Raw genomic sequence first — 22,536 nt, 5'->3', positions numbered from 1 at the left:
CATGCAGACCTATGACTTCATCATCGTCGGCTCCGGCTCAGCCGGCTCGGTTCTCGCCGACAGGCTGTCGGCTTCCGGCCGTTACTCCGTGCTGGTGCTGGAAGCCGGCGGCAGCGACCGCCGCTTCTATGTCCAGATGCCGCTTGGCTACGGCAAGTCTTTCTTCGACCCCGCGGTCAACTGGAACTACAAGCCCGAGCCGGACCCCGGCCTTGCCGGCAATGTCGACCATTGGCCGCGCGGCAAGCTGCTTGGCGGCTCCAGCTCGATCAACGCCATGGTCTGGATCCGTGGCGCGCGCGAGGATTTTGATGACTGGCGCGATGCCGGAAATCCCGGTTGGGGCTATGACGATCTGTTGCCGGGCTTCAAGGCGCTTGAGGACAATGAGGCCGGCGCCGACAGATGGCGCGGCACCGGCGGGCCGCTGCATATCACCGACACCACGAACGCCGTCCATCCGCTGACCAGGCGCTACCTCGCCGCCGGCCAGCAGGCAGGGCTGCCACTCAACCCCGACTTCAACGGCGCCGCCCAGGAAGGCGTCGGCGTCTACCAGATCTCGACCAGGAATGGTCGCCGCATGTCGGCCGCGCGCGCATTCCTGCGCCCGGCGATGAAGCGCGCGAATGTGCGCGTCGAAGCCAATGCGCTGGCGACCAGAATCCTGTTCGAGGGCAAGCGAGCCGTCGGCATCGAATATCTGCAGAACGGCGAGACCAAGACGGCGCGGGCCGGCCGCGAAGTCATCCTGTCCGCCGGCTCGATCAACTCGCCGCAGCTCTTGCAACTGTCCGGCGTCGGCCCCTCGTCACTGCTCCAGGGGCTTGGCATCCCGGTCGTCCACGCCAACGAAAATGTCGGCGCGCATCTGCAGGACCATGTCGGCATCAACTATACCTTCAAGGGAAACGTGCCGACGCTCAACCAAATCCTGCGGCCCTGGTGGGGCAAGCTGCTGGTCGGCATGCAGTACATCCTCACCCGCTCCGGCCCGCTGTCGCTGTCGATGAACCATGGCGGCGGCTTCTTCCGAACCGACCCGGCGTTTTCGCGCCCCAACATGCAGCTCTATTTCCAGGCTTTCTCGACCGTCATTCCGAAGAGCGGCGAGCGGCCGATCCTGACGCCAGATCCGTGGCCGGGCTTTTCCATCGGCCTCTCCAACTGCCGCCCGTCCAGCCGCGGCGAGATCATGATCCGCTCCAGCAATCCGCTGGACTATCCCAGGATCGTCGCCAACGCCTATTCCACCAACGCCGATGTCGACGAGATGCTGGCGGCGGTGAAATTCGTGCGCAAGATAGCCTCGATGCCCGCCATGGCCGAGATCATCACTGAGGAGGTTTTGCCGGGCCCATCGATCCAGTCGGATGCCGACCTGATCCAGGATTTCAGGAAGCGCTCGGGCACCGTCTATCACCCGGTCTCGACCTGCCGCATGGGGCCGGACGCCGGGGCCGCCGTCGTCGACCCGCGCCTGAAAGTGCACGGGCTCGAAGGTCTGCGCGTAATCGACGCCTCGATCTTTCCCGCCAACATCACCGGCAACACCAACGCCGCCTCGGTCATGACCGGATGGAAGGGCGCCGAACTGGTTCTGGAGGACCAAAAATGAAGATCACCGACGTCAAGACCTGGGTAGTCGGCAACCCGCCGCCCGGCATCGGCGGCAAGTATTTCATCTTCGTCAAGCTGACCACCGATGGCGGCGTCGTCGGTTACGGCGAGGCCTACAACGCCACCTTCTCGGCTCACATAACGGCGAAGCTGGTCGAGGACATGGCCGAGCGTTACCTGATCGGCCACGATCCGCATGACATCGAGACCTTCTTCCGCCGCGCCTATTCCTCAGGATTTACCCAGCGCCCCGACGTTACCGGCATGGGCTGTTTCTCGGCGCTGGAAATGGCCTGCTGGGACATTGTCGGCAAGGAAGCCGACAAGCCGGTCTACAAACTGCTCGGCGGCCAGGTGCACGAGACGCTGCGCTCCTACACCTATCTCTATCCGCACACCGGCAGCGTCCATTCGGAGGACGCGCCGGACGGCCGGAACGTCTACAATGACCCCGAATTGGCGGCCGCCTGCGCGCTCGAATATGTCGAGCAGGGGTTCAACGCCGTCAAGCTCGACCCGGCAGGCCCCTACACCGCCTTCGACGGCCACCAGCCGCGCCTGATCGACATCGATGTCTCCACCCGCATGGTCAAGGCGATCCGCGAAGCCGTCGGCACCCGCGCCGATATTCTGTTCGGCACGCATGGCCAGTTCACAGCGTCGGGTGCGCTGCGCATGGCACGCGCCATCGAGCCCTACGATCCCTTGTGGTTCGAAGAGCCGGTGCCGCCCGACATGCCCGAAGTGATGGCTCAGGTGGCGCGAGGCACGTCGATCCCGATCGCCACCGGCGAGCGGTTGACGACCAAGTTCGAATTCGCCCGAATCATCGAGAACCGCGCCGCCACCATCCTGCAACCGGACCTTGGCCGTTCCGGCGGCATTCTCGAAACCAAGAAGATCGCCGCCATGGCCGAGGCATACCACATCCAGATCGCGCCGCACTGCTATTGTGGGCCGATCGTTGGCGCCGCCAACATCCAGCTGGCGGTGACGCTGCCCAATTTCCTCATCCTGGAATCGCTGAAGCAGTGGGACGGCTTCCACGCGACACTGCTCAAGAAGAAGATCGAATGGCAGGACGGCAATGTCATTCCATCGAAGGAGCCGGGCCTCGGCGTCGAGCTGGACGAAGCGGTCTGCGACGCGCATCCCTACACCGGCAAGGACCTGCATTTGCAGATGATGCAAACGCCGCTGATGCCGTGAGCGAACGCTACGCCTTCATCGGCCTTGGCCATCTCGGCGGCAACCTTGCCGCCAGCCTGTTGCGCAACGGTTTTGTCGTCATCGTCTTCGACCGCGACCCCGCCGCCGTCGAGCGCCTCGTGGCGCTCGGCGCCACGGCTGCGACCAGCCCGGCCGAAGCGGCGGCACAGGCCGGCAATGCCATTACTTGCCTGCCCTCGCCCAAGGTCAGCGAAGCGGTGCTGGCGAATGCTGGCGGCCTGCTCGAGGGTCTGCCCAGGGGCGGCTCCTGGATCGAGATGTCGACCAACGGCCGCGACGAGATCCTGCGCCTCGCCGCCCTCGCCGCGGCCAAAGGCATCGAGACGCTGGAGTGCCCGGTCACCGGCGGCGTGCATCTGGCCGCGGTCGGAAAGATCACCGCGCTTGTCGGCGGCGATGCTGCGCTCTACGAGCGCCATCGTCCGGCCATCGAAGCGATGTGCGCAAAGTCGTTCCTGATGGGTCCGGTCGGCTCGGCGGCGGTGATCAAGGTGATCACCAACATGCTGGCCTTCATCCATCTCGTCGCCGCCGGCGAAGCGCTGATGCTGGCCAAACAGGGTGGCCTCGACCTCGCGCAATCCTATCACGCCATCGTGGCTTCTTCCGGCAACAGCTTCGTCCACGAGACCGAAAGCCAGCTCATTCTCAACGGCTCCTACGACATCGGCTTCACCATGGACCTGGCGCTGAAGGACCTCGGCTTCGCGCTTGCGATGGGCAGGGAGTTCAGACTGCCACTCCAACTGGCGCCGCTTGTGAGTGAGATTTTCCTGATGGGCAAACAGGAATATGGCGGCGGCGCCTGGTCGACCCAGATCGTCAAACTGCTCGAGGATGCCGTCGACATGGATCTGCGCGCGCCCGGTTTCCCAGCCAAGCTGGAAAGCTAAGCCGGGTAGATATGTCCTGCGATTTCAGGCCCTTGGCCGGTTCGCCGGAATCGCCGCTCAAACCACCTGAATCAATCCCTCAACGCCTTGATTCAATATCTCAGCGTCAGCGCTCCGGGCAGGATCTCAAACGTCGCGGGTATACGCCCCGGCGACTCGCCATCTATGTCGACCAGCGCGCCGTTCTTCTCGACATCGCCGATAGGTTCGACCACCACTTTCCGGCCACGCAATATGGTGATGGCGGGATGGTTGCGGTGCCGGCCGCCATAGAGCAGCCGAATATCCCAGATCAGCTTCAGCTTGCCGGCCGCGCGCAGGATGACGATGTCGAACTGGCCGTCGGCGAGTTCGGCGTCCGGGGCGATCATCATGCCGCCGCCGAAGAACTTTCCGTTGGCGACCGCCACCAGCGCCATGCGCGCCTCGACCGGGGTGCCATCGTCGACGGTGATCCTGACGTCCTGGAAGCGGTAGCGGATGAACTCGACCACGGTGCGCCAGAAAAACAGCGCCTTGGCCGACATCCTGCCCTTGCGCTTGTCGGCATTGACCGCACGGTCCGTGGCGCCGGATAGGCCGAGGCTGGCGATATTGATGAAGTGCCGGCTGGCCAGCGCGCCATGGTCGTCGATGTAGCAGATGCGCCCGGCATCGACCTTGCGCGCCTTGGCTTCGGCGATCCGCTTCAGCACCGCATCCACCTCTTTCGGCAGCCCGAGCCCGCGCGCGAAATCGATGCCGGTGCCGCAAGGCAGCAAGCCAAGTTCGGTTGTCCGGCCGCTCTCATCGAATGCCTGCAGCAATCCGTCGGCCACCTCGCTGGCGGTGCCGTCGCCGCCGGCCGCGATCACCAGCTCGAAGCCGCTTGCCGCCAGGTCGAGCGCCAACCTTTCGGCGTCGCCCTCGGCCTGCGTCTCGCGCAGCTCGAATTCGCCGAAATGCTTTTTCAGCGAAGCAGCCACCTCCGGCCAATGCCGTTTCAGCCGGCCGCCGCCGGCAATCGGATTGAGCACCACCCCGACTTTCAATGCGCACCCTCCCCGCACCGAGCCGATAGGCTCGATGCTTTGCCGGCATTGAAGCCCGCGCCAGCCGGCGGAGCAAGGGGCACAGCCGATCAGGCGCCAAAAAGCGGGCGGGCTGTCTAATGCAGCTGGAGTCGAAATTCCGAGCTTTGTGGCAAACGATCCCCGATAATCCCGTTATCCACAGGCTCACGCCCATTCCCCAAAACCCTTACCCGGCGTAAGTTTAGCCCATCTCAGGCGGCTACCGATCGCCACGCCGAAAGGCAAAGCGAAAAGGCGGATTTCCTGAGGCCCGTACGGCCCGAAGCGAGAGCAGGCTTGCCTGTTCGAGGGACGGATGCCGAGACCTACGGGGCCGCGGAAAGCGTGCGAACGCCAACGGCGGACCGATGCTGCCATGAAGGACGGCGAAAACCTTCGATGGCGCGCCGAACGAAGCTCGCAAGGGTGGAGAACGGCGTGGTCTGGAACGGGCACTGCCCTCGGGCGGTGACTGGCAGGACCGTCAAAATCAAGGCCGGCATGGCGCGACGACTTTGCGGAAGTTGCTGCCGCGACCGTGTCCTGATCTGACAGGGAGGCGCCGGGAGAAATCCCGGCGCCGACTGTCTTTTGGGCCAAGGGTCCGGTCGGCGAAGCGACGCGTAAGAAGCCGATACTTTGCTGGAACGCGATTTCGGCGCTGACGGCACCAATTCATCACCAGGCGCGGTCAGCAATTCACCGACATGATCCCGCGCCTGATCGACAGAGGCGTGTCCTTCGTCGAGATCGGTGGCAACGACGCGATCATGCTCACCGTGTTTCGGCGGCGGACTTCGCTCCGCCCAAAGGCTCCCGCACGCCGTTCAGCCAACCGGTTCCGATCGATCCGGCCACCCGTCGCACCGGCTGATCGTCGCCGTGCGCAAGCTGCACATCGTGCTGCCGGCGCTGTTCGAAGCAGGCACCAGGCTGGAATACGTCTACGACTGAAGACGCGCCCTGCACGCGGCCTGCCCGGCGGGCCGAGCTACTTCTTCGGGCCGATGCCCGGGATCAAATTGAGGCCAGCGTTTATATATTCCGGCCGTATGGCGCCGCTGATGAGCGTGAAGGTGGCGAGCATGATGCTGGCCAGCGCACCGTCATGCCACGGCCTGAGGGCCAGCGCGTTGACGGCATAGGCCCAGAATGGGAAGGCGAGCATCGACATGACGATGTTGGCTCCCGGAGCCTCCGCATTGTTGGCTGAATCGCTGACCGATTTCAGATACACCGGCGTCATCGCCAGCGCGACGATCAACATGATCCATGAAATGGTCCAGACGCTGATACCGGCCATTTCAATCTTATAGATGGCTGCCTGCACCTTACCCGGAATGTCCCCCGGATTGCCTTTGGTCTCTTCCGCCACCGCATCGGTCAACGCCTTGGCAACCGGCTGCTCAGTGGCATTGACCAGGATGGAGTTGACGAAGATGAAAAATGCCACGACTTCGGCAGGCACGTACTTCGCAACCCGGTCGAGATAGCCGTCGCCGCCTTTCGATCCTTGATCTTCTTGCTTGTCATCGTCGACGCCGAGCGGAGCATCGCCTGGAATGCCCTCGAGCGTCGAATCCCTTTTCGGCACAGGCTCAGCGGACCGGACAATTCTTCCCATGACAAACCCCTCCTATATTGTTGTATCGCCCCGTGAGTATCGTAGTAGAAAACCGGGCCAAGAAACAGTTGTCGCCGCCATAGCCGACAAGATTTATTCAGGCTTCTTCCTGCAAATGCATCACGCTCCCGCCCTATCTGCTACCGGGTGTCTCGAAATCCACCTATAGTGAGCCGTACCCGAAAACGCATCCCCCGGCTCATCGCGTGATCGCGGCCAAAATCCCGCCTTGTTCGCGCGCGATGGAAGGACTGGCTGCCGGGGGGCAATCCGAAGGACAAGACCGTGATCAAGACCGCCCTTGTCGCCATGACCATTGTCGGCTGCGACTGCGACGCCAAGCTTTGCGAATATATCGGCGAGACGCCGGCGAAGTGGGCGACTATCGCCGACTGCGAAGCGGCGATGAAAAGCCAGATGCTGCACCAGAAGAACTTCGACTATCCGCTGGTCTCCGGCATATGCCGCAGCAAGGGGTCGGCGTCTTCTTCGCAACTGGCGGCGGCCGCATCCCGCCCGGAACTGAAGCCGGCCAGCCGGAATGTCCAAACCCCGTTGCCGCCGGAACTGAGCCATCGGCCGAGCGTTTCCGTCGGCTCCCCGACGACGGCCATGGAGGCAGCAGCGGCACGGCCCGTCGCCTACGAGCAAGTGGTCGATGGCGGAACAGGCATGCTCTACCGCACCAGGAACGGCTACGCCGTGGTGAAGACAGATCTCGGCCGCGTCGCGTCGGCAACGGTCGGCATGGCCAAGCGGTCCGCGAACTGGCTGGCAGGGCTGGTGCCGAGCGGGTTGTGAGCGGCCTGCCGCCGGACCATACCACGCTGTCGCACTGCCGTTGAAAACTCCAGATAGATGCATGATGGTGTCAGCATCGACACGCAGGAGCGCCATTTCATGAAGCATGCAGTTCGAACCATGCTGTCCCTGATGCTGGCCTTGGCGCCGATTCCGGCCGGGTGCGCAGGATTCCGGCCAGGGCGGCGACAAGGTTGTAGGGGTCGCCAGGGACGATCCGGACATGGCGGCGGCCATTGCGCAGGCGCGCGCCAGCCTCGATGAATTCCTGTCCTTGTCGGATGCGCCGCCAGCCGGGACAACCAGCTACAAATTGAAAGTCGAGGTCAGGGACGGAGACGCCTCGGAGCATTTCTGGATCATCCCCTTCCACAAGACCTCGACCGGATTTGCAGGAACATTGGCCAATGAGCCGCAAGCGGTGCACAATGTCGTGGCCGGCCAGGAACTCGAATTCAACCGGGACGATATTTCCGACTGGGGCTACACCAGAAACGGTCGCCAGGTCGGCAGCTTCACCGTCTGCGTGATGTTCAAGACGATGGCGCAAGAAGACGTCGAATATTATCGCCAGAACTACGGCTTCGCCTGCTGACGCGCGGCAGCCTGGCTAATGCATGCGCCCAAACAGGACCGCCGTTTTGGGGCAACGATATGCATGAAAACAAGACCTGAAGCGCGTCGCATGAATTCGTTTCGACGCGCGGCGCTTTAGGCCTCGCCATCCGTCGCGCCGGTCTTGCGCACCAGCGCCGCGGTCGCCAAGATCGCGCCCATATCGGCGATCATCGGGGCGATGTGCTTGGTGTAATCGAGTGGCACGGAAATGGCGGGCAGTTCGAAGAAATTCTTCGGCTGCGGCAAGAGCAGGAAACCATCGCTGCCATTAAGTGCCACCCGCGCCGGATCATCGCGCCATGTCTCGTGCAGCCATTTCAGCGCCTGCGCCAACCGGCCGCTCACCAGCGGCTGCGCGGCGGCGACATTGTCGGTGCGAAATTCGTAGTCGCCGTCGAGCAGCGGATCGCCGCTGGACAGTTCCTGCATCTTGCCGGCGAAGATGCCGCGGAAGAAACCGACCACCGCGTTGCTGCGGCGCGTCGCGACCAATATGCCGGGGAACGGCGCAATGGTCTCGAAGGCGACGACGACGCCCTTGAAGACCGTCGACGAGCCTTTGCCCGAACCTTGGCGCAACTCCGCCTCGTAGAGCTCGAACGGAAAATCCTCGTAGCGGCCTGACACGATGTCGTCGAAGCTCTGCCGGTTGAAGGCGCCGACCACGGCGCGCGGCAGCCGGTCGAAGGAATTCGGCGTCACGCTGTGCTGATAGCGCACATCCCTGATGAAGCCGAAGATGATCGGCAGCAGCGTGTCACGGAACGATTGCTGCAGCCGCGTCGCCGGCCTGATCGCCAGGAAGTACAGCAGCAGCGCCGCGAAGAAACCGCCGACATAGAGGAACACATGCGGCGTCGAGAACCATTGCTCGTTCAAGTCGGCGACCTTGTTGAACAGCCAGGCCACCAGCACGACAAAAACCAGCAGCAGCCCCAGAAACACCGGCACCCGCCAGCGCACCTGGCGGTAGGCCGAAGCCCGTCCAGCCTCATAGATCTCGATATTCTTCCTGATGCCGGCGACCACCGCTTCATCAGGCATGAACTCAGCTGCTTCCATCGCCCCCTCGCAAAGTCCTATTATACCTATGATAACGGGAAAGTTGTCAGTCGCCAAAGATCGCCTTCAGCCTGGCCTGGACCTTGCCCTTCACCCGGCCAGTCAGCGCCTCGACCGGAACCAGCCGCTCATGCCCGCCTGCGCGCAGCCGCATGAAGGGATGCATCCGGTACCCGGCGATCGCACCGCGCATGCCGAGATCGGCGCTGACATCGACGACGAAAATGCCGGCGATGCGGCCGGGCCAGGGCTGCCGCGCCAGCGCCGTGCCGAGGAAGTCGCCAAGCCCGTAAGCCACGAGCGTCTTGCCGACCCATTGCACCGGCTGCACGACATGGGCGTGGTGCCCGGCAATCAGCCCCACGCCGTGACCGGCCAGCAACCTCGCCAGCGTTTGCGTTTGCGGCTGCGGAAAATGCCGGAACTCCCAGTCCCAGTGCGGCACCGCACAGGTGAGATCGATGTTCTTGTCGGCCGCGCCTCTCGGCCATGCCGCCGGATCGCCTTGCATCGAGACAAGCTCGGTGAATGGCCCGGCGTCACCATTGCGCCACAGTGTGAAGGCGGCAAAGCCGATCGTCAGCGGCCCGGCCTTGACCTGCTCGACCGGTCCTTTTTTCGCGGTGCCGATGGTGCGGATTCCAAGCCGCTTCAACGCCGCAACGGTCTCGTCGAAACCGGCGACGCCCTGGTCGAGCACATGGTTGTTGGCCAGCGACAGCACGAGCTTTTCACGCGCGATGCCTACGGCGGCAAGCGCCGCGGCAAGAAACCGCTCGCTCATCGCATGGTGCGTGCCAAGCCGCGTGCCAAACGCCACGCTCGGCCGCTCGACGACCGGACTTTCGCAATTGCCGATCACCAGGTCGGCCGATCCCAGCAGCTTTGCGATATCCGGATCGCACTCCGGCGCACTATGGTTGGCCACGGCCGAAATATCGCCGACAAAGGCCAGCCGCACCTTCCGCCCTGGCGGTGGATCAATGAGTGTCGTTGCCGCGATCGGCGCAAAATCCCTGACATCGCCGCCAAGCGACGGTTTCAGGAAGCGCGGCAGCCATGACAGTGTGTAGGAAAGCGGATAGTTCGACACGCGACGCCCAATCGTTTGCCCAATCGGTTAGCTTGTGTAGACGGTCTGCCCGGGGAGTGTCGACCGTCAGTCCTTGAAACACTGCCGCCGGCAGACACGGCGCCAAATGCGTGTAATGTCTGCGCAATGGCATAGTGGAGGAATGAGATGACACGTTTTGCAGGCCTGCTGGCGTCCGCCTTCCTCCTGTTGCTGCCTTTATCGTCGGCCCGCGCCGCCGCGCCCGAAAAGGCGACCGCGCTGTTCGAGGCCAAAACGGTGGCTGAGCGCAACCGTGCGCTCACAACGCTTGAGTCTGCAGCGAAAGGCGATCCGGCGTCAGCCTACGCCGCCGGCGCCGGCGAATTCTTCACCGCCCTGGAAATCCTGGCCGGCGGCCTGCACCGCCACGGGTTCGAAAGCCCGCAATCCTTCATGCTGCCGCTGATGCGGCTGCCGATTCCGGACAATCCCGATCCCGAACCGCTGACCTATGAGCAGTTCCGCGCCATTCTGGTCGCCTTCCGCGACCGGCTGGAGACATCCGCGGCCACTCTGGGCTCGGTACCCGCCGATGCCGATATCGGCATGGTCGTCGACCTCACCCATGCCGGCATCGATCTCAACGAAGACGGCGCCATCGCGCCGGATGAAAGCATGGCCGCCATCATGGCCTCGCTGTCGCGCGGCGGTATCTCGTCGGACGGCGCCGCTTCCTCGCTCACATTCCGCTTCGACCGCGCCGACGGTTTCTGGCTGCAGGGCTATGCCGAATTCCTGATGGCGCAGGCCGATTTCTGGCTGGCGCATGATTTCAGGACCATGTTCGACGGCTCGTTCCACATGCTGTTTCCGCGCGCCAAACTGCCGCTGCAGGACATTCTCGTGCCTCCCGCCGGCGACATGGGCAGCAGCATCTTCTCATCGGAATGGCGCATCGCGGATTTCATCTCCATGGTTCACCTCGTCAACTGGTCGGTGGTCGAGCCCGAGCGCCGTCAAGCGGCGCGCCGCCATCTGCTCGAAATCATCCGGCTGTCGCGCGAGGACTGGAAGGCGATCCGCGCCGAGACCGACAATGACCGCGAATGGCTGCCGGGACCGCAGCAGAAGGGCGAGAACCCGCTCACCGGGCTCGAAGTCGGCGAGGAGCAGGTCGAGGCCTGGCTCGCCACTCTGACCATGGCCGAAGACCTTTTGGAAGGCCGCAAGCTGCTGCCGCATTTCCGCATCACGGCCAGCACCGGCCAGGGCATCAACATGAAGCGTTTCTTCGAAGAACCGAAGCCTTTCGACCTCGTGCTGTCGATTACCGGCCCGGCCATCGCGCCCTACCTCGAGAGCGGTGAGATCGTGACCAGCGGCGAGTTCGACCAGATCCAGCGCCAGTTCGGTGGCGGTGGGTTTTTGACCTTCGCGCTGTGGTTCAATTGAGCAGGCGGCCTGGCTTCGCGTAACACAGCTCCTGACACCCTTGTGTCAGGAGCTTCGACCCGCTTAGCGCCCTTCGCCACTGCACTCTTTCCATTTTGGCGGACTCTGCCCATATTTGGGGCATGGCCAAACTCCCTGACAAAAAGACACCGTCTCCGGCGGGTGACAACGGCGCTTCGCCGCCGAAGCGGCGCAGCCCGCTGACCGATTTCCTCGATGCCTCGGAGCCTCTGCACAGAGGCGGCTTCGCCGAGGCGCCGCAGGCCGACTTCACCGGCGCGCCGCTGAGCGGCTCGATTGCCGACTGGGCCGAGCAGATCGAGCAGGAGGCCGAGAAGGAAGGCCGTCTCACCGGTAAGAGCGATGGTAGATCGCCAAAGTCCGCGAAAAAGATCCCGGAGCGGTCCGCTGCGCCCGGCCGCAGTTCGCGCGGCACCTCGATGGGCGGCGCGGCCACGGCCCGCGAGCGCACCGCCGCCGGCCTCAACCCGGTCGCCGGTCTCGACATCTCGCTGGAAGACGCCGAGACGATGGCCTCGGGCAGCGTCACCGCGACGGTCGCGGCGCTGTCGGCGCTGATCGAATCCGGCAACCCGCTGCACAAGGACGGCGTGCTGTGGACGCCGCACCGCCCTGCCCGCCCGGAAAAATCCGAAGGCGGCATCGCCATCAAGATGGTGTCGGATTTCGAGCCGGCCGGCGACCAGCCGACCGCCATCAAGGATCTTGTCGAGGGCGTCGACAACAATGATCGCACTCAGGTGCTGCTCGGCGTCACCGGCTCCGGCAAAACCTTCACCATGGCCAAGGTGATCGAGCAGACGCAGCGCCCTGCTTTGATCCTGGCGCCCAACAAAACGCTGGCCGCGCAGCTCTATTCCGAGTTCAAGAAATTCTTCCCCGACAATGCGGTCGAGTATTTCGTCTCCTACTACGACTACTACCAGCCGGAAGCCTACGTTCCGCGCACCGACACCTTCATCGAGAAGGAATCCTCGATCAACGAGCAGATCGACCGGATGCGCCATTCGGCCACGCGTTCGCTGCTCGAGCGCGACGACGTCATCATCGTCGCCTCGGTGTCCTGCATCTACGGTATCGGCTCGGTCGAGACCTACACGGCGATGACCTTCCAGATGCAGATCGGCGACCGGCTCGACCAGCGGGCTCTGCTCGCGGATCTCGTCGCCCAGCAATACAAACGCCAGGACATCAATTTCGTCCGCGGCTCGTTCCGCGTGCGCGGCGACACGATCGAAATCTTCCCGGCTCACCTTGAAGACCGGGCGTGGCGCATCTCGATGTTCGGCGACGAGATCGAGGCGATCACCGAATTCGATCCGCTCACAGGCCAGAAGACCGGCGAGCTGAAGAGCGTCAAGATCTACGCCAACTCGCACTATGTGACGCCGCGTCCAACGCTCAACCAGGCGATCAAGTCGATCAAGGAGGAGCTCAAGCACCGGCTGGTCGAGCTCGAGCGCGCCGGCCGCCTGCTGGAGGCACAGCGGCTCGAACAGCGCTGCCGCTTCGATCTTGAGATGCTGGAAGCCACCGGCTCCTGCGCCGGCATCGAGAACTATTCGCGCTATCTCACGGGACGCCAGCCGGGCGATCCGCCGCCGACTTTGTTCGAATATATCCCCGACAATGCGCTGGTCTTCATCGACGAAAGCCACGTCACCGTGCCGCAGATCGGCGGCATGTATCGTGGCGACTTTCGGCGCAAGGCGACACTGGCGGAGTATGGTTTTCGCCTGCCCTCCTGCATGGATAATCGCCCGTTGCGCTTCGAGGAATGGGACGCCATGCGTCCGCTCTCCGTCGCGGTTTCTGCGACACCCGGCGCCTGGGAGATGGAACAGGCCGGCGGCGTGTTCGCCGAGCAGGTCATCCGCCCGACCGGCCTGATCGATCCGCCGGTCGAAGTCCGCCCGGCGAAAAGCCAGGTCGACGATGTCGTCGGCGAAATCCGCGACACCACGGCCGCCGGCTACCGCACGCTGGTCACCGTTTTGACCAAGCGCATGGCCGAAGACCTGACCGAATATTTGCATGAGCAAGGCGTGCGCGTTCGCTACATGCACTCCGACATCGACACGCTGGAGCGCATCGAGATTCTGCGCGATCTCCGCCTCGGCGCTTTCGACGTGCTGGTCGGCATCAACCTGCTGCGCGAAGGCCTCGACATTCCTGAATGCGGTTTCGTCGCCATCCTCGACGCCGACAAGGAGGGTTTCCTGCGCTCCGAGACGTCGCTGATCCAGACCATCGGTCGCGCCGCCCGCAACGTCGACGGCAAGGTCATCCTCTATGCCGACCAGGTCACCGGCTCGATGGAGCGGGCGATGGCCGAGACCAACCGCCGCCGCGAAAAGCAGATGGAATGGAACGCGGCCAACGGCATCACCCCGGAATCGGTGAAGTCGCGCATCTCCGACATTCTGGACTCGGTCTACGAGAAGGACCATGTCCGCGCCGATATCTCGCAGTTCACCGACGGCGCCGGTGCGATGATGGGCAACAATCTCAAGGCTCATCTCGACGCCATGGAAAAGCAGATGCGCGACGCCGCCGCCAATCTCGACTTCGAGAAGGCCGCCCGCATCCGTGACGAGATCAAGCGGCTGCGCGAGATGGAACTGTCCATCTCGGAAGACCCGCTGGCCAAATACGCCGACATGGAAAGCCCGGTCTCCGGCCGCGAGAAGGGCAAGCACAACAAGGGCGTGGCCAAGCACCGTACGGCTGAGGAACAGGAGCGTTTCCGCAAGTTCGACGACGCACGCGCGGCTGAAGAGGCGGCCAGGGCTGCCCGGTCCAACCTCTTCCGCAAGCCGGCGCTCGACGAAATGGGTGCCGAGGGCGCCGTGCCGGTGAAGAAGCCGCTATTTGCCAAGCCGTCGATCGACGATATGGGGCCTGGTACCGACATGCCGACGCCGTCAGGCGCGGTGTCGCGCTCGCTGTTCAAGAAACAGTCGGCGCAGGAAGCGCACGGCTCCGACTTCGGCATTCCGGGCGACGCGACTAGGCCCCTGTTCAAGAAGAACTCACTGGACGAGATGACGGTTCGGCGGACCGAAAAGCCGGTCGAAGGAAAAATGCCGGCCAAGCCCCAGCCAATCTCCCCCCAGCTGGGGGAGATGTCCGGCGGGACAGGCGCGAAGGATCGCGACGCCAAGCCAATGATTCGCCAGCGCGCCGGCATCGGCTCCTACGAAGACCCAGGCGACGCCCGCCGCGAAAAGCGCCGGCCGGGCAAGACGGGACGGCCGGGGAAATAGACCTCTTCCCTTCTCCCCTTGTGGGAGAAGGGAAGAGCGCTCCACCACCGCCGCATCCGTCGCCCACTTGCCTCCACCCCCGCCTTTGGTGTAATCGCTCCACACACTCAAAGTTTTGTCTTGAAAGGAGGGCTGCGTGTCTATCGATCACCATCGTCAGCGTGGCCCGATTTCTGCCCTGCGAGTTCGCTTGCAGGGCTGACCAGGGACATCACGGGTTTTTTCCCGCTTCGATTTTTTTGGTCTGCCCTTCGTGGTGCGCAAAGCTGAGCCTGATGGCCGGCACGCGCACCGTCAAAGTGCATTGAGCCGGACACCGGCAAGACCAGAGAAATCACAATGGCCCTGATCAGCCTCAAATCCCTCGGCGTCACCATGAGTGCGCCGCTGTTTTCCAACCTCGACCTCACCATCGGCACCGGCGACCGGCTCGGCATCGTTGCCGCCAATGGCCGTGGCAAGTCGACCTTGCTGAAGTGCCTGACCGGCGCAATGGAGCCGACCTCCGGCGACATTTCCCGCACGCGCGGCCTGCGCGTCGGCCATGTCGAACAATCCGTTCCTCCTGCCCTTCTCGGCCGCAGCTTCCACCAGGTGGTGGCCGACGCCTTGCCGGCGGGGCAGGCCGACAGCGAGATGTGGCGGGTCGACGTGGCGCTGGATTCGCTCGACGTGCCCGAGCCGATGCGCGAACGGCCGATGCAGGCGCTGAGCGGCGGATGGCAGCGGCTGGCGCTGATTGCCCGCGTCTGGGTCACCGACCCCGATGTGCTTTTGCTCGACGAGCCCAACAACCATCTCGACCTCGCCAAGATCAGCCAGCTGGAAAGCTGGCTGAACGCCCTGCCTCGCGAGGTGCCGGTGGTCATCGCCAGTCACGACCGCGCCTTTCTCGACGCCGTCACCAACCGCACGCTGTTCTTGCGCCCGGAGGACTCGCCGGTGTTTGCACTGCCCTATTCCAGGGCGAGGCAAGCGCTCGACGACCTGGACGCTTCGACGGCGCGCCGGTTCGAGCGCGACATGAAGGTGGCGCAGCAACTGCGCAAGCAGGCCGCCAAGCTCAACAACATCGGCATCAATTCCGGCAGCGACCTTTTGACGGTGAAGACCAAGCAACTCAGGGAACGGGCGGAGAAGCTGGAAGACGCCGCGGTATCGGCGCATCGCGAGAAATCAGCCGGCGCGATCCGGCTGGCCAACCGCGGCACCCATGCCAAGGTGCTGATTACGCTGGACGACGCCACGGTGGAAACGCCGGACGGCATGCTGCTGTTCAAGACCGGCAAGCGCCACATCTGCCAGGGCGATCGCATCGTGCTGCTCGGCCGCAACGGCGTCGGCAAGTCGCGTTTCGTCAACCTGATCCGCAATGCCATCTCCGAGCCTGACACGGTGCCGAACGTCAAAGTGACGCCGTCGACGGCGCTCGGTTACAGCGACCAGGCGCTGGCCGGCATCAGTGGCGACGACACGCCGCTGGCCATGGTCTCGCGCCGCTACGATGTCGGCGAGCAGCGCGCCCGTTCGCTGCTTGCCGGCGCCGGCGTTGTCATTGAGATGCAGGAGAAGAAGATCGGCGTGCTGTCCGGCGGCCAGAAGGCGCGGCTGATGATGCTGGCGCTGAGACTCGCCAACCCCAACTTCTACCTGCTCGACGAGCCGACCAACCATCTCGACATCGACGGCCAGGAAGCGCTGGAGGAGGAACTGCTCAAGCACCAGGCGAGCTGTGTGCTCGCCTCGCACGACCGTTCCTTCATCCGCGCCATCGGCAACCGCTTCTGGCTGATCGACAAGCGGAAGCTGACCGAAGTCGAAGACCCCGAGGATTTCTTCCGCTCAGTGGCTGAAACGGCGGGCTGAGGAACTACCACCATGGGCCGCACTGTGTTGCGGCCCATGGTTTCACATCTCCCAGAATATTTTCAGCGCTCTGTCGGATCGCCTGAACCTGCTGCGTCCTTGGGATGCCGACACGATGATGCCGGCTTCATCTGAGGAGAACGCATCATGTCCATCCTGTCATCCATAGGCCGCGTCGCCGCCCGTTACGCACAGAACCGCGCCCGCTATCGCAGCGAGCGCGAGCTTCTGGCCCTGCCGATCGAACTGCGCAAGGATATCGGCTGGCCGGAAATCCTCATCGACGCGCAAAACGGCCCGCGGATCTGCAGGGCGCCCTGACCATGGGTCGGGAAAGATCGATGCAGGCCGCCGCGGGGCGACCGTTGCTCAGTCATGCGTATCGCCCGACAGCGGCGTCGCCTGCATCGATCGACGCTTTTCGAACGCCTCGAACCAGCGCGTCAGCCGCGCCCGCGCGCGAAAGGACGGCAGCTGGCGGAACGCCATCCAGGACAGCGTGGTGGCAAGCGCTATATGGCCGACATGGAGCGGTGTCTCGTCGTCCAGCGCGCTTTCGATCCAGTCATAGCTGGCCTCGATTTTTTCCCGGTAGCCTTCGGCAAGCGCTGCATAGCGCAACTGTTCGGGCCGCCTTTCCGTCTCCCAGCGCAGGCCTATGCCCGTCTGCGCCAGGCCTTGGGCGACCGCCTGCAACCGCAACGCCTGCCAGCGCGCTTCGCCGTCCTGCGGCAGCAATTTGCGGCCGTCATGCAGCGTATCGAGATAGGCGCAGATGACATCGGAATCGAAGAGCGGCGGCGCATCCGGCCGCAGCAGCACCGGCACCTTGCCGAGCGGGTTTTCGGCGTAGACACTGGCATTGCGCAAGGTCGGGCTGGTCTCGTGATGAATGACCTCGAGCCGGTCGGCAAGCCCGACCTCATGGGCGAAGACGAGCGCTTTGCGCGCAAAGGGCGAATGGGTCTGGTAATAGAGGATCATTGTCGTCTTAGCGGGGTTAAAGGAGCAGTCCCCTTTCTAGCCTGCTGACAGCGAGCATTGCGCTCTGATTGGGCGCCGCCGACGCAAGTTCGTTTCGCCAGAAAATCGCATCAGACATGTAGGATCGCGGCCGGCTCGTTCGTCCTGGGGTTCGCAAGGCCAAACCAAATGCCCAGACCAAACCCAAAGAGGAACAAGACATGACCGACCAGACCCCCATTCAGCCGGCCGCGAAAGTTCTCGGTGGATTGACCCCCTATCTGCAGCTGGACGGCGCCTTCAAGGCCGCCGAATTCTACAAGAAGGCTTTCGGCGCCGAACAGGTGTTCTTCTATCCGCCCGATGAGCAGGGCCGCACCATGCACATCCATCTCCACATCAACGGCTCGACGCTGATGATTTCCGATTTCTACCCCGAAAACGGCATGCCCGCCGTCAAGCCGCAGGGCTATACCATGCAGCTCCATCTCGGCGCCGACGAGATCGATGACTGGTGGAAGCGCGCGGTCGGTGCCGGCTGCGAAGTCGCAGTGCCGCTGCAGCTGATGTTCTGGGGCGACCAGTGGGGCAACATGCGCGACCCCTTCGGTGTCGAATGGGCGATGAACGCGCCGGCGAAGAAAGACTGACCACCGCTGACAAAGCTCCTCACCGGCTGACGCCGGTAAGGAGCTTTGTGAGATACTCCAAGGAAAACCCAATGTCCTATGTCGATGGTTTCGTGCTCGCCGTGCCGAAGGCAAACATTGATGACTACAAGAAGCTGGCCAACCTCGCAGGCCCGATATGGAAGGAACACGGAGCGCTCGCCTATGTCGAATGTATCGCCGACGACGTGCCCTATGGTGAGTTGACCTCGTTTCCGCGTGCCGTTCAGGCAAAAGACGACGAGATCGTCGTCTTTGCCTGGGCCGTCTATTCGTCCAGGCAAAGCCGCGACGCGGTAATGGCCAAGGTGATGGCCGATCCGCGTTTGACGCCCGATTTGGGGCCTATGCCCTTCGATATGAAGCGCATGATCTTCGGCGGTTTCCAGCCCTTCATCGAGCTTTAGCCGCTGCTCAGGCCAGCTTGTCCAGCAGCGGCTTCAACCTGTCGCCATAGCGCTTCCAGAGATCGACCGAGCCCTGATACATCGGCTGGCGCACCTGCGCGGCCGAGGCCGTGCGCACCGGGCGGTCGGTCTCGTGGAACGACAGCGCCTTGTCGTCCCAGGACAGGCCGAGATGCCCGATCAGCGCCCGCGTCTGTCCCTCCTGGTCGGCCACGAAATCCTCGTAACGCACGTCATGCACGACGCCCGGCAGAACATCGCGCCAATGCGCCATGATGTCGGTGTAGATATTGTGGAAATCGGCGAGCTCGCCCAGATCATAGCCGTAGCGGTGGTTGTCGCCGCGGAAATGCACCTTGTAGATCGAAAGGCAGGTCGCCGCCGCATCGCGCGCGCAATGGATGATCTTGGCTTTCGGCAGCATCATATGGATGAAGCCGATGAGCAGGAAGTTGCCGGGCATCTTGTCGGTGACATGCCTGAAGTTGGGATAGCGCTCATGCAGCATGTCGAGATAGGCTTGGCCCGCTACGGCAAACTCCGCGTCGGATACATCGACCAGTCCCCAGGGGAAACCTCCGGGCATGGTCAGCGGAAATTGCTTGCCGACCGCGGTTTTCAACATGCTGAGCTCGCCCGCGCCATAGACTTGTGGATGGCTGGCGATGATCTGTTCGACCAGCGTGGTGCCGGAGCGCGGCATGCCGACGACGAAAATCGGCGTGTCGTCGGAGATTGCACTTGGCTTGTGCTTTTCGAAAAAGCCGGCGTTGAACACCGTCTTCATCGCCTCGAATTCGGCCCGCGTCCTGACCGGATCATAATCGATGCCCTTGCGGCGGATCGCATTGCCTTCAGCGAAATAGTCGAAGGCCCTGTTATAGTCCTTCAAATCGTCATTGGCCTTGCCGAGACCGAAGGACAGCTGCATGCGTGCCAGGCTGTCGGCCGGCGCCTTGGCATGCTGGGCCTCCATGCCGGCGAGTTCGGCGTCGCGCTCCTTCTGGCGCTTGACCTGCGTCAGCATCAGCCAGGCCTTTGCCATGCCTGGCGTGATCGCCAACGCCTGCCGAAACAGGTCTGCCGCTTCATCGAGCTTGCCTTTTTCCATCAGCCCGACGCCGAGCCCATGCAACAGGTCGGCATCCTTGGGCCGGATCGTCAGCGCCTCGCGAAAGGTCGCCAGCGCCTCATCCAGACGACCGGCTTCCTGCAACGTTTCGGCAAGCCCGATGCGGGCGCGGACATGGAAGGGATTGCGCCCGATTGTGCCGCGATAGATGTCCTCCGCAGCCTCGAACTGGCCGAGCTGTTTCAACGCCGAACCCAGATTGTCGCGTGCCGCGAGCTGGTCGGGCTTGAGATCGACCGCGCCGCGGAAGAAATCGGCGGACGCGGCAACGCGGCCGAGATCGCGCATCACCGTGCCGAGATTGTTGAGGAAATCGGGATTCTTCGGCTGCAGACGCACAGACTGCTCGATTAGCTCCAGCCCTTCGGGGCTGCGCCCGGTCTGGTGCAGCAACAGGCCCAGGAAATGCGCCGCTGCCGGGTGATTGGCCTTGCGCGCCAGCACCTGCCGGTACAGCGTCTCGGCCTCCTGCCGGCGCCCGGCCTGATGCAGCTGCAGCGCCTGCTGCACATATTGGTCGAGGCCCAGCGGCGGCTGTCCGCCAGCTCCAGCACCCGCCGCTCTTCTCTGATCTCTGTTGATGGGAAACCTGCCGTGTTTGTCCGCTTGCCGGACCTAAGGCATGGAAGAGACAGATTCAAGGGTGCCGCCGGATATCCTCTTCGGTCCGGACAAGGTGTTGCTGCGGTTGAACCCAAAGCAGCGCAGCCCGGTCAAATCAGCCGGTTGCTCTCGGCGAGCCGGCGCTCCCGCCGTAGCGTGCCGTCGGTGTCGGCAATCTTGCGCCGTGCCGCTTCGTCGCTTCTTATCGTCAGGCGCACTGATATTGCCTTGGGGAAGAGGACGATTGGCTCGATTGTTGCGGTCGGACGATCCGGCGTTTTCATGAATCTCATATATTTTTGCCTTTCGTAAAAAATAATCTTAGGGGCACCGGAATAATTATTCCGATGCTCTCTAAATAAGAAATTGGCTGATATTGTTCCACGATAGCAGATTTATTTGGGGTTTATACGAGAAATTTTTTATACCGGTCGAGCCGTGGCGGAAATCAGCTTGAATAACCAACAATTTCGGATTATTGGTCTGAGATCGTTTTTTGGGTCAAGCTTGGCATATGGCGGCGTCGGAGATACTCGACCCGCCAAACTCATTCCAATCGCCGATGGTTGAGTTCCCGGTTGATGCCGGAAAGCATCGACGAACCAGAGCCAAGCCAATGCCGGATCGCACCACCCGTTCCATCGCCCATTTCGCGGCACCCTTCGTGCTTGGCGGGCTGGAAGGGCAACTGCCGGCCGGCGACTATGACATCGATCACGACGAAGAGCTGATCGAGGGCATGTCGCGGCTTGCCTGGCGTCGCGTCGCCACCTTCATCCATTTGCCGGCAAGGGCGGTGAAGAACCCGGCCACCAGCCAGCTTGTCGCCATCGACTACCTCGAACTCGAAACAGCGCTGAGGCGCGACCAGGAGAACGCAGCATGATCCGCTTCCAGCAGAATGCGCGTCCGCGCACCGACACGCCCTCGCACCTCTTCGCCATCGGCCAGACCGTGCGCATGAAGAGCCGCAGCGGGCTCGCCCAGAAGACCGCCGAGCTGTTTCAGATCAAGAGCAGATTGCCGGTCAAGGATGGCTCGCCGCAATATCGCATCCGCAGCGAGGAGGAGACCTATGAGCGGGTCACCACGGAAGACAACCTCGAAGTAGCGGACGCCCCGGCTGTCCCCGACAGCCAGGTCGTCTGACACCGCACCCACCCAGCACGTACGAAGGAGCAGACAGATGGCCAAGGGTCAGCAGCGCAGCAATCGCGAAACGCGCAAGCCCAGGAAAGACAAGGTGGTGGCCAAGGCCGCCTCCCCGTTCGGTTCCTCGGTCAAGCAGGCCGAGAGCGGCCTGAAGCCGAAGTCGAAGGGCTGACCAGCCAGGGGCGCGCCTGGCGCACCTGCCTGCAATGGACTGACGATCTCGCGCAAAACTCTGCAACGGAGGCTTGCTTGACGTTCTTCGTCGAGCCGCTCGCGCGACGCCGACGAAGCCACGCTCGACAAGGTATCGCTGGACGCGCCGAACCTGCGCGCCGCCCTGCAGGGCGCCACCGCGCTGTTCCACAGCCTCGCCATGCCGCAGATCCCCGACCGTCTGCGCATTTGGTAGTGTGCTGAGAGTTCTGCAAATTCGCTGAGAGGGGGCGGTCATGGCAGGCTGGTGATTGTTCACGTCACCTGATTCCCGCGAAGGAACGCCACCATGACCAAGACTGAAGNGCGGTCATGGCAGGCTGGTGATTGTTCACGTCACCTGATTCCCGCGAAGGAACGCCACCATGACCAAGACTGAAGTTAAGACCGCCAGCGCTGCCGTCAAAGACATTTTGCTTTCGAACCCGGATGGATTGCACGAAGTGCTCCGTGCGGTGATGCAGGAGGTGCTTGAGGCCGAGATGGACGAGGCGCTGGGTGCCTCGAAGAGCGAGCGCACGCCCGAACGGCTTGGCTATCGCTCGGGCTATTACGGCCGTACCCTTGTGACGCGGGTCGGCAAGNGAAGTGATCCGTGCGGTAATGCAGGAGGTTCTCGAGGCCGAGATGGAGGAGGCGCTGGGTGCTTCGAAGGGCGAGCGCACGCCCGAACGGCTTGGCTATCGCTCGGGCTATTACGGCCGTACCCTTGTGACGCGGGTCGGCAAGCTCGAGCTGCGGGTTCCGCAGGACCGGGCCGGGCGCTTCTCCACCGAGCTGTTCGAGCGCTACCAGCGTTCCGAGCGGGCCTTGGTGGCGACACTGGCGGAGATGTATGT

Annotated in this window: 23 protein-coding genes and 1 pseudogene; 17 read left to right on the top strand and 7 right to left on the bottom strand. The window is 63.2% G+C overall.

Features of this window, described 5'->3' with window-relative positions; genetic code table 11:
* Nucleotide 1 precedes the first annotated feature (1 nt).
* From X771_RS141330 to X771_RS141340, 3 genes are read left to right on the top strand one after another with little or no spacing between them, the layout of a single operon-like run.
* Nucleotides 2–1,618: a GMC family oxidoreductase N-terminal domain-containing protein gene (locus X771_RS141330; protein ID WP_023689703.1), complete on the top strand. Its 1,617-nt coding sequence runs from the start codon at nt 2–4 to the stop codon at nt 1,616–1,618.
* Nucleotides 1,615–2,829, top strand: a complete 1,215-nt coding sequence (locus X771_RS141335) for a mandelate racemase/muconate lactonizing enzyme family protein (protein ID WP_023671997.1) — start codon at nt 1,615–1,617, stop codon at nt 2,827–2,829. The genes X771_RS141330 and X771_RS141335 overlap by 4 nt, the downstream gene beginning before the upstream one ends.
* The gene (locus X771_RS141340) at nt 2,826–3,743 is read left to right on the top strand and encodes an NAD(P)-dependent oxidoreductase (protein WP_023683741.1); all 918 of its coding nucleotides are present in this window, start codon (nt 2,826–2,828) and stop codon (nt 3,741–3,743) included. Before X771_RS141335 ends, X771_RS141340 begins: the two co-directional genes overlap by 4 nt.
* 92 nt (nt 3,744–3,835) lie before the next feature.
* On the opposite strand, the gene X771_RS141345 is transcribed toward X771_RS141340, so the two are convergent.
* Nucleotides 3,836–4,774 carry a diacylglycerol kinase family protein gene (locus X771_RS141345; RefSeq protein WP_023689702.1) on the bottom strand — a complete coding sequence of 313 codons (939 nt, stop codon included), beginning with the start codon at nt 4,772–4,774 and terminating at the stop codon, nt 3,836–3,838.
* A gap of 774 nt (nt 4,775–5,548) precedes the next feature.
* On the opposite strand from X771_RS141345, the gene X771_RS1000000169410 reads away from it, so the two are divergent.
* Entirely contained in the window at nt 5,549–5,749 is a 201-nt protein-coding gene (locus tag X771_RS1000000169410) for a hypothetical protein (RefSeq protein WP_023689701.1), read from the top strand.
* Between the two features lie 37 nt (nt 5,750–5,786).
* Here the strand turns inward: X771_RS1000000169410 and X771_RS141355 are convergent, their stop codons facing one another.
* A complete protein-coding gene (locus tag X771_RS141355; protein ID WP_156936031.1) occupies nt 5,787–6,419 on the bottom strand; it encodes a hypothetical protein in 633 nt (210 codons plus the stop codon).
* Nucleotides 6,420–6,704: 285 nt separating this feature from the next.
* Here X771_RS141355 and X771_RS141360 point away from each other — a divergent pair, with 285 nt between their 5' ends.
* Nucleotides 6,705–7,220, top strand: a complete 516-nt coding sequence (locus tag X771_RS141360) for a hypothetical protein (protein ID WP_023689699.1) — start codon at nt 6,705–6,707, stop codon at nt 7,218–7,220.
* A 223-nt stretch (nt 7,221–7,443) separates the two neighbouring features.
* Nucleotides 7,444–7,815 (top strand): DUF2314 domain-containing protein, encoded by a 372-nt coding sequence (locus X771_RS01000000165380; protein ID WP_245262750.1) that lies wholly within the window; start codon nt 7,444–7,446, stop codon nt 7,813–7,815.
* Nucleotides 7,816–7,931: 116 nt separating this feature from the next.
* On the opposite strand, the gene X771_RS141365 is transcribed toward X771_RS01000000165380, so the two are convergent.
* Entirely contained in the window at nt 7,932–8,900 is a 969-nt protein-coding gene (locus tag X771_RS141365; protein ID WP_023689698.1) for a DUF3137 domain-containing protein, read from the bottom strand.
* A 46-nt stretch (nt 8,901–8,946) separates the two neighbouring features.
* Entirely contained in the window at nt 8,947–9,993 is a 1,047-nt protein-coding gene (locus X771_RS141370; protein ID WP_031203066.1) for a CapA family protein, read from the bottom strand.
* 147 nt (nt 9,994–10,140) lie between these two features.
* On the opposite strand from X771_RS141370, the gene X771_RS141375 reads away from it, so the two are divergent.
* The 4 genes from X771_RS141375 to X771_RS1000000168895 all read left to right on the top strand — a co-directional run bounded on the left by X771_RS141375 (nt 10,141) and on the right by X771_RS1000000168895 (nt 16,880).
* The gene (locus X771_RS141375) at nt 10,141–11,406 is read left to right on the top strand and encodes a hypothetical protein (RefSeq protein WP_023689696.1); all 1,266 of its coding nucleotides are present in this window, start codon (nt 10,141–10,143) and stop codon (nt 11,404–11,406) included.
* A gap of 122 nt (nt 11,407–11,528) precedes the next feature.
* Complete coding sequence (gene uvrB, locus X771_RS141380; protein ID WP_023689695.1) at nt 11,529–14,693, top strand: excinuclease ABC subunit UvrB; 3,165 nt, start codon at nt 11,529–11,531, stop codon at nt 14,691–14,693.
* Between the two features lie 339 nt (nt 14,694–15,032).
* On the top strand, nt 15,033–16,559 hold the full coding sequence (locus tag X771_RS141385; protein WP_023689694.1) for an ABC-F family ATP-binding cassette domain-containing protein: 1,527 nt from the start codon (nt 15,033–15,035) through the stop codon (nt 16,557–16,559).
* A 147-nt stretch (nt 16,560–16,706) separates the two neighbouring features.
* Nucleotides 16,707–16,880 carry a hypothetical protein gene (locus tag X771_RS1000000168895; RefSeq protein ID WP_023672009.1) on the top strand — a complete coding sequence of 58 codons (174 nt, stop codon included), beginning with the start codon at nt 16,707–16,709 and terminating at the stop codon, nt 16,878–16,880.
* A gap of 48 nt (nt 16,881–16,928) precedes the next feature.
* Here X771_RS1000000168895 and X771_RS141390 read toward each other — a convergent pair whose 3' ends face one another.
* The gene (locus X771_RS141390) at nt 16,929–17,543 is read right to left on the bottom strand and encodes a glutathione S-transferase (protein ID WP_023672010.1); all 615 of its coding nucleotides are present in this window, start codon (nt 17,541–17,543) and stop codon (nt 16,929–16,931) included.
* Between the two features lie 200 nt (nt 17,544–17,743).
* On the opposite strand from X771_RS141390, the gene X771_RS141395 reads away from it, so the two are divergent.
* Entirely contained in the window at nt 17,744–18,172 is a 429-nt protein-coding gene (locus tag X771_RS141395) for a glyoxalase/bleomycin resistance/extradiol dioxygenase family protein (protein ID WP_023689693.1), read from the top strand.
* A 71-nt stretch (nt 18,173–18,243) separates the two neighbouring features.
* Entirely contained in the window at nt 18,244–18,597 is a 354-nt protein-coding gene (locus X771_RS141400) for a DUF1428 domain-containing protein (protein ID WP_023683729.1), read from the top strand.
* Between the two features lie 7 nt (nt 18,598–18,604).
* On the opposite strand, the gene X771_RS141405 is transcribed toward X771_RS141400, so the two are convergent.
* Together X771_RS141405 and X771_RS141410 are read right to left on the bottom strand one after the other, a co-directional pair.
* Entirely contained in the window at nt 18,605–20,239 is a 1,635-nt protein-coding gene (locus tag X771_RS141405) for a sulfotransferase (protein ID WP_023689692.1), read from the bottom strand.
* Nucleotides 20,240–20,442: 203 nt separating this feature from the next.
* Nucleotides 20,443–20,625 (bottom strand): hypothetical protein, encoded by a 183-nt coding sequence (locus tag X771_RS141410; RefSeq protein ID WP_023689691.1) that lies wholly within the window; start codon nt 20,623–20,625, stop codon nt 20,443–20,445.
* A gap of 323 nt (nt 20,626–20,948) precedes the next feature.
* Here X771_RS141410 and X771_RS141415 point away from each other — a divergent pair, with 323 nt between their 5' ends.
* From X771_RS141415 to X771_RS0134855, 5 genes and pseudogenes are all read left to right on the top strand, one after another.
* On the top strand, nt 20,949–21,218 hold the full coding sequence (locus X771_RS141415) for a hypothetical protein (protein ID WP_023672014.1): 270 nt from the start codon (nt 20,949–20,951) through the stop codon (nt 21,216–21,218).
* A complete protein-coding gene (locus X771_RS141420) occupies nt 21,215–21,481 on the top strand; it encodes a hypothetical protein (protein WP_023689690.1) in 267 nt (88 codons plus the stop codon). The genes X771_RS141415 and X771_RS141420 overlap by 4 nt, the downstream gene beginning before the upstream one ends.
* A gap of 37 nt (nt 21,482–21,518) precedes the next feature.
* Nucleotides 21,519–21,656, top strand: a complete 138-nt coding sequence (locus X771_RS1000000168890) for a hypothetical protein (RefSeq protein WP_023689689.1) — start codon at nt 21,519–21,521, stop codon at nt 21,654–21,656.
* 406 nt (nt 21,657–22,062) lie between these two features.
* Nucleotides 22,063–22,281: pseudogene (locus tag X771_RS1000000167300) on the top strand (transposase); the annotation flags it as partial.
* Nucleotides 22,282–22,300: 19 nt separating this feature from the next.
* Nucleotides 22,301–22,536, top strand: a 236-nt coding sequence (locus X771_RS0134855; RefSeq protein ID WP_198025858.1) for a transposase, incomplete at its 3' end; no start/stop codon positions are given.

Origin of the sequence: Mesorhizobium sp. LSJC269B00 (assembly GCF_000502815.1) — a bacterium.
GTDB lineage: Bacteria > Pseudomonadota > Alphaproteobacteria > Rhizobiales > Rhizobiaceae > Mesorhizobium.
The sequence above is the reverse complement of the archived record's forward strand: the minus strand, read 5'-3'. Positions and strand labels throughout refer to the sequence as shown.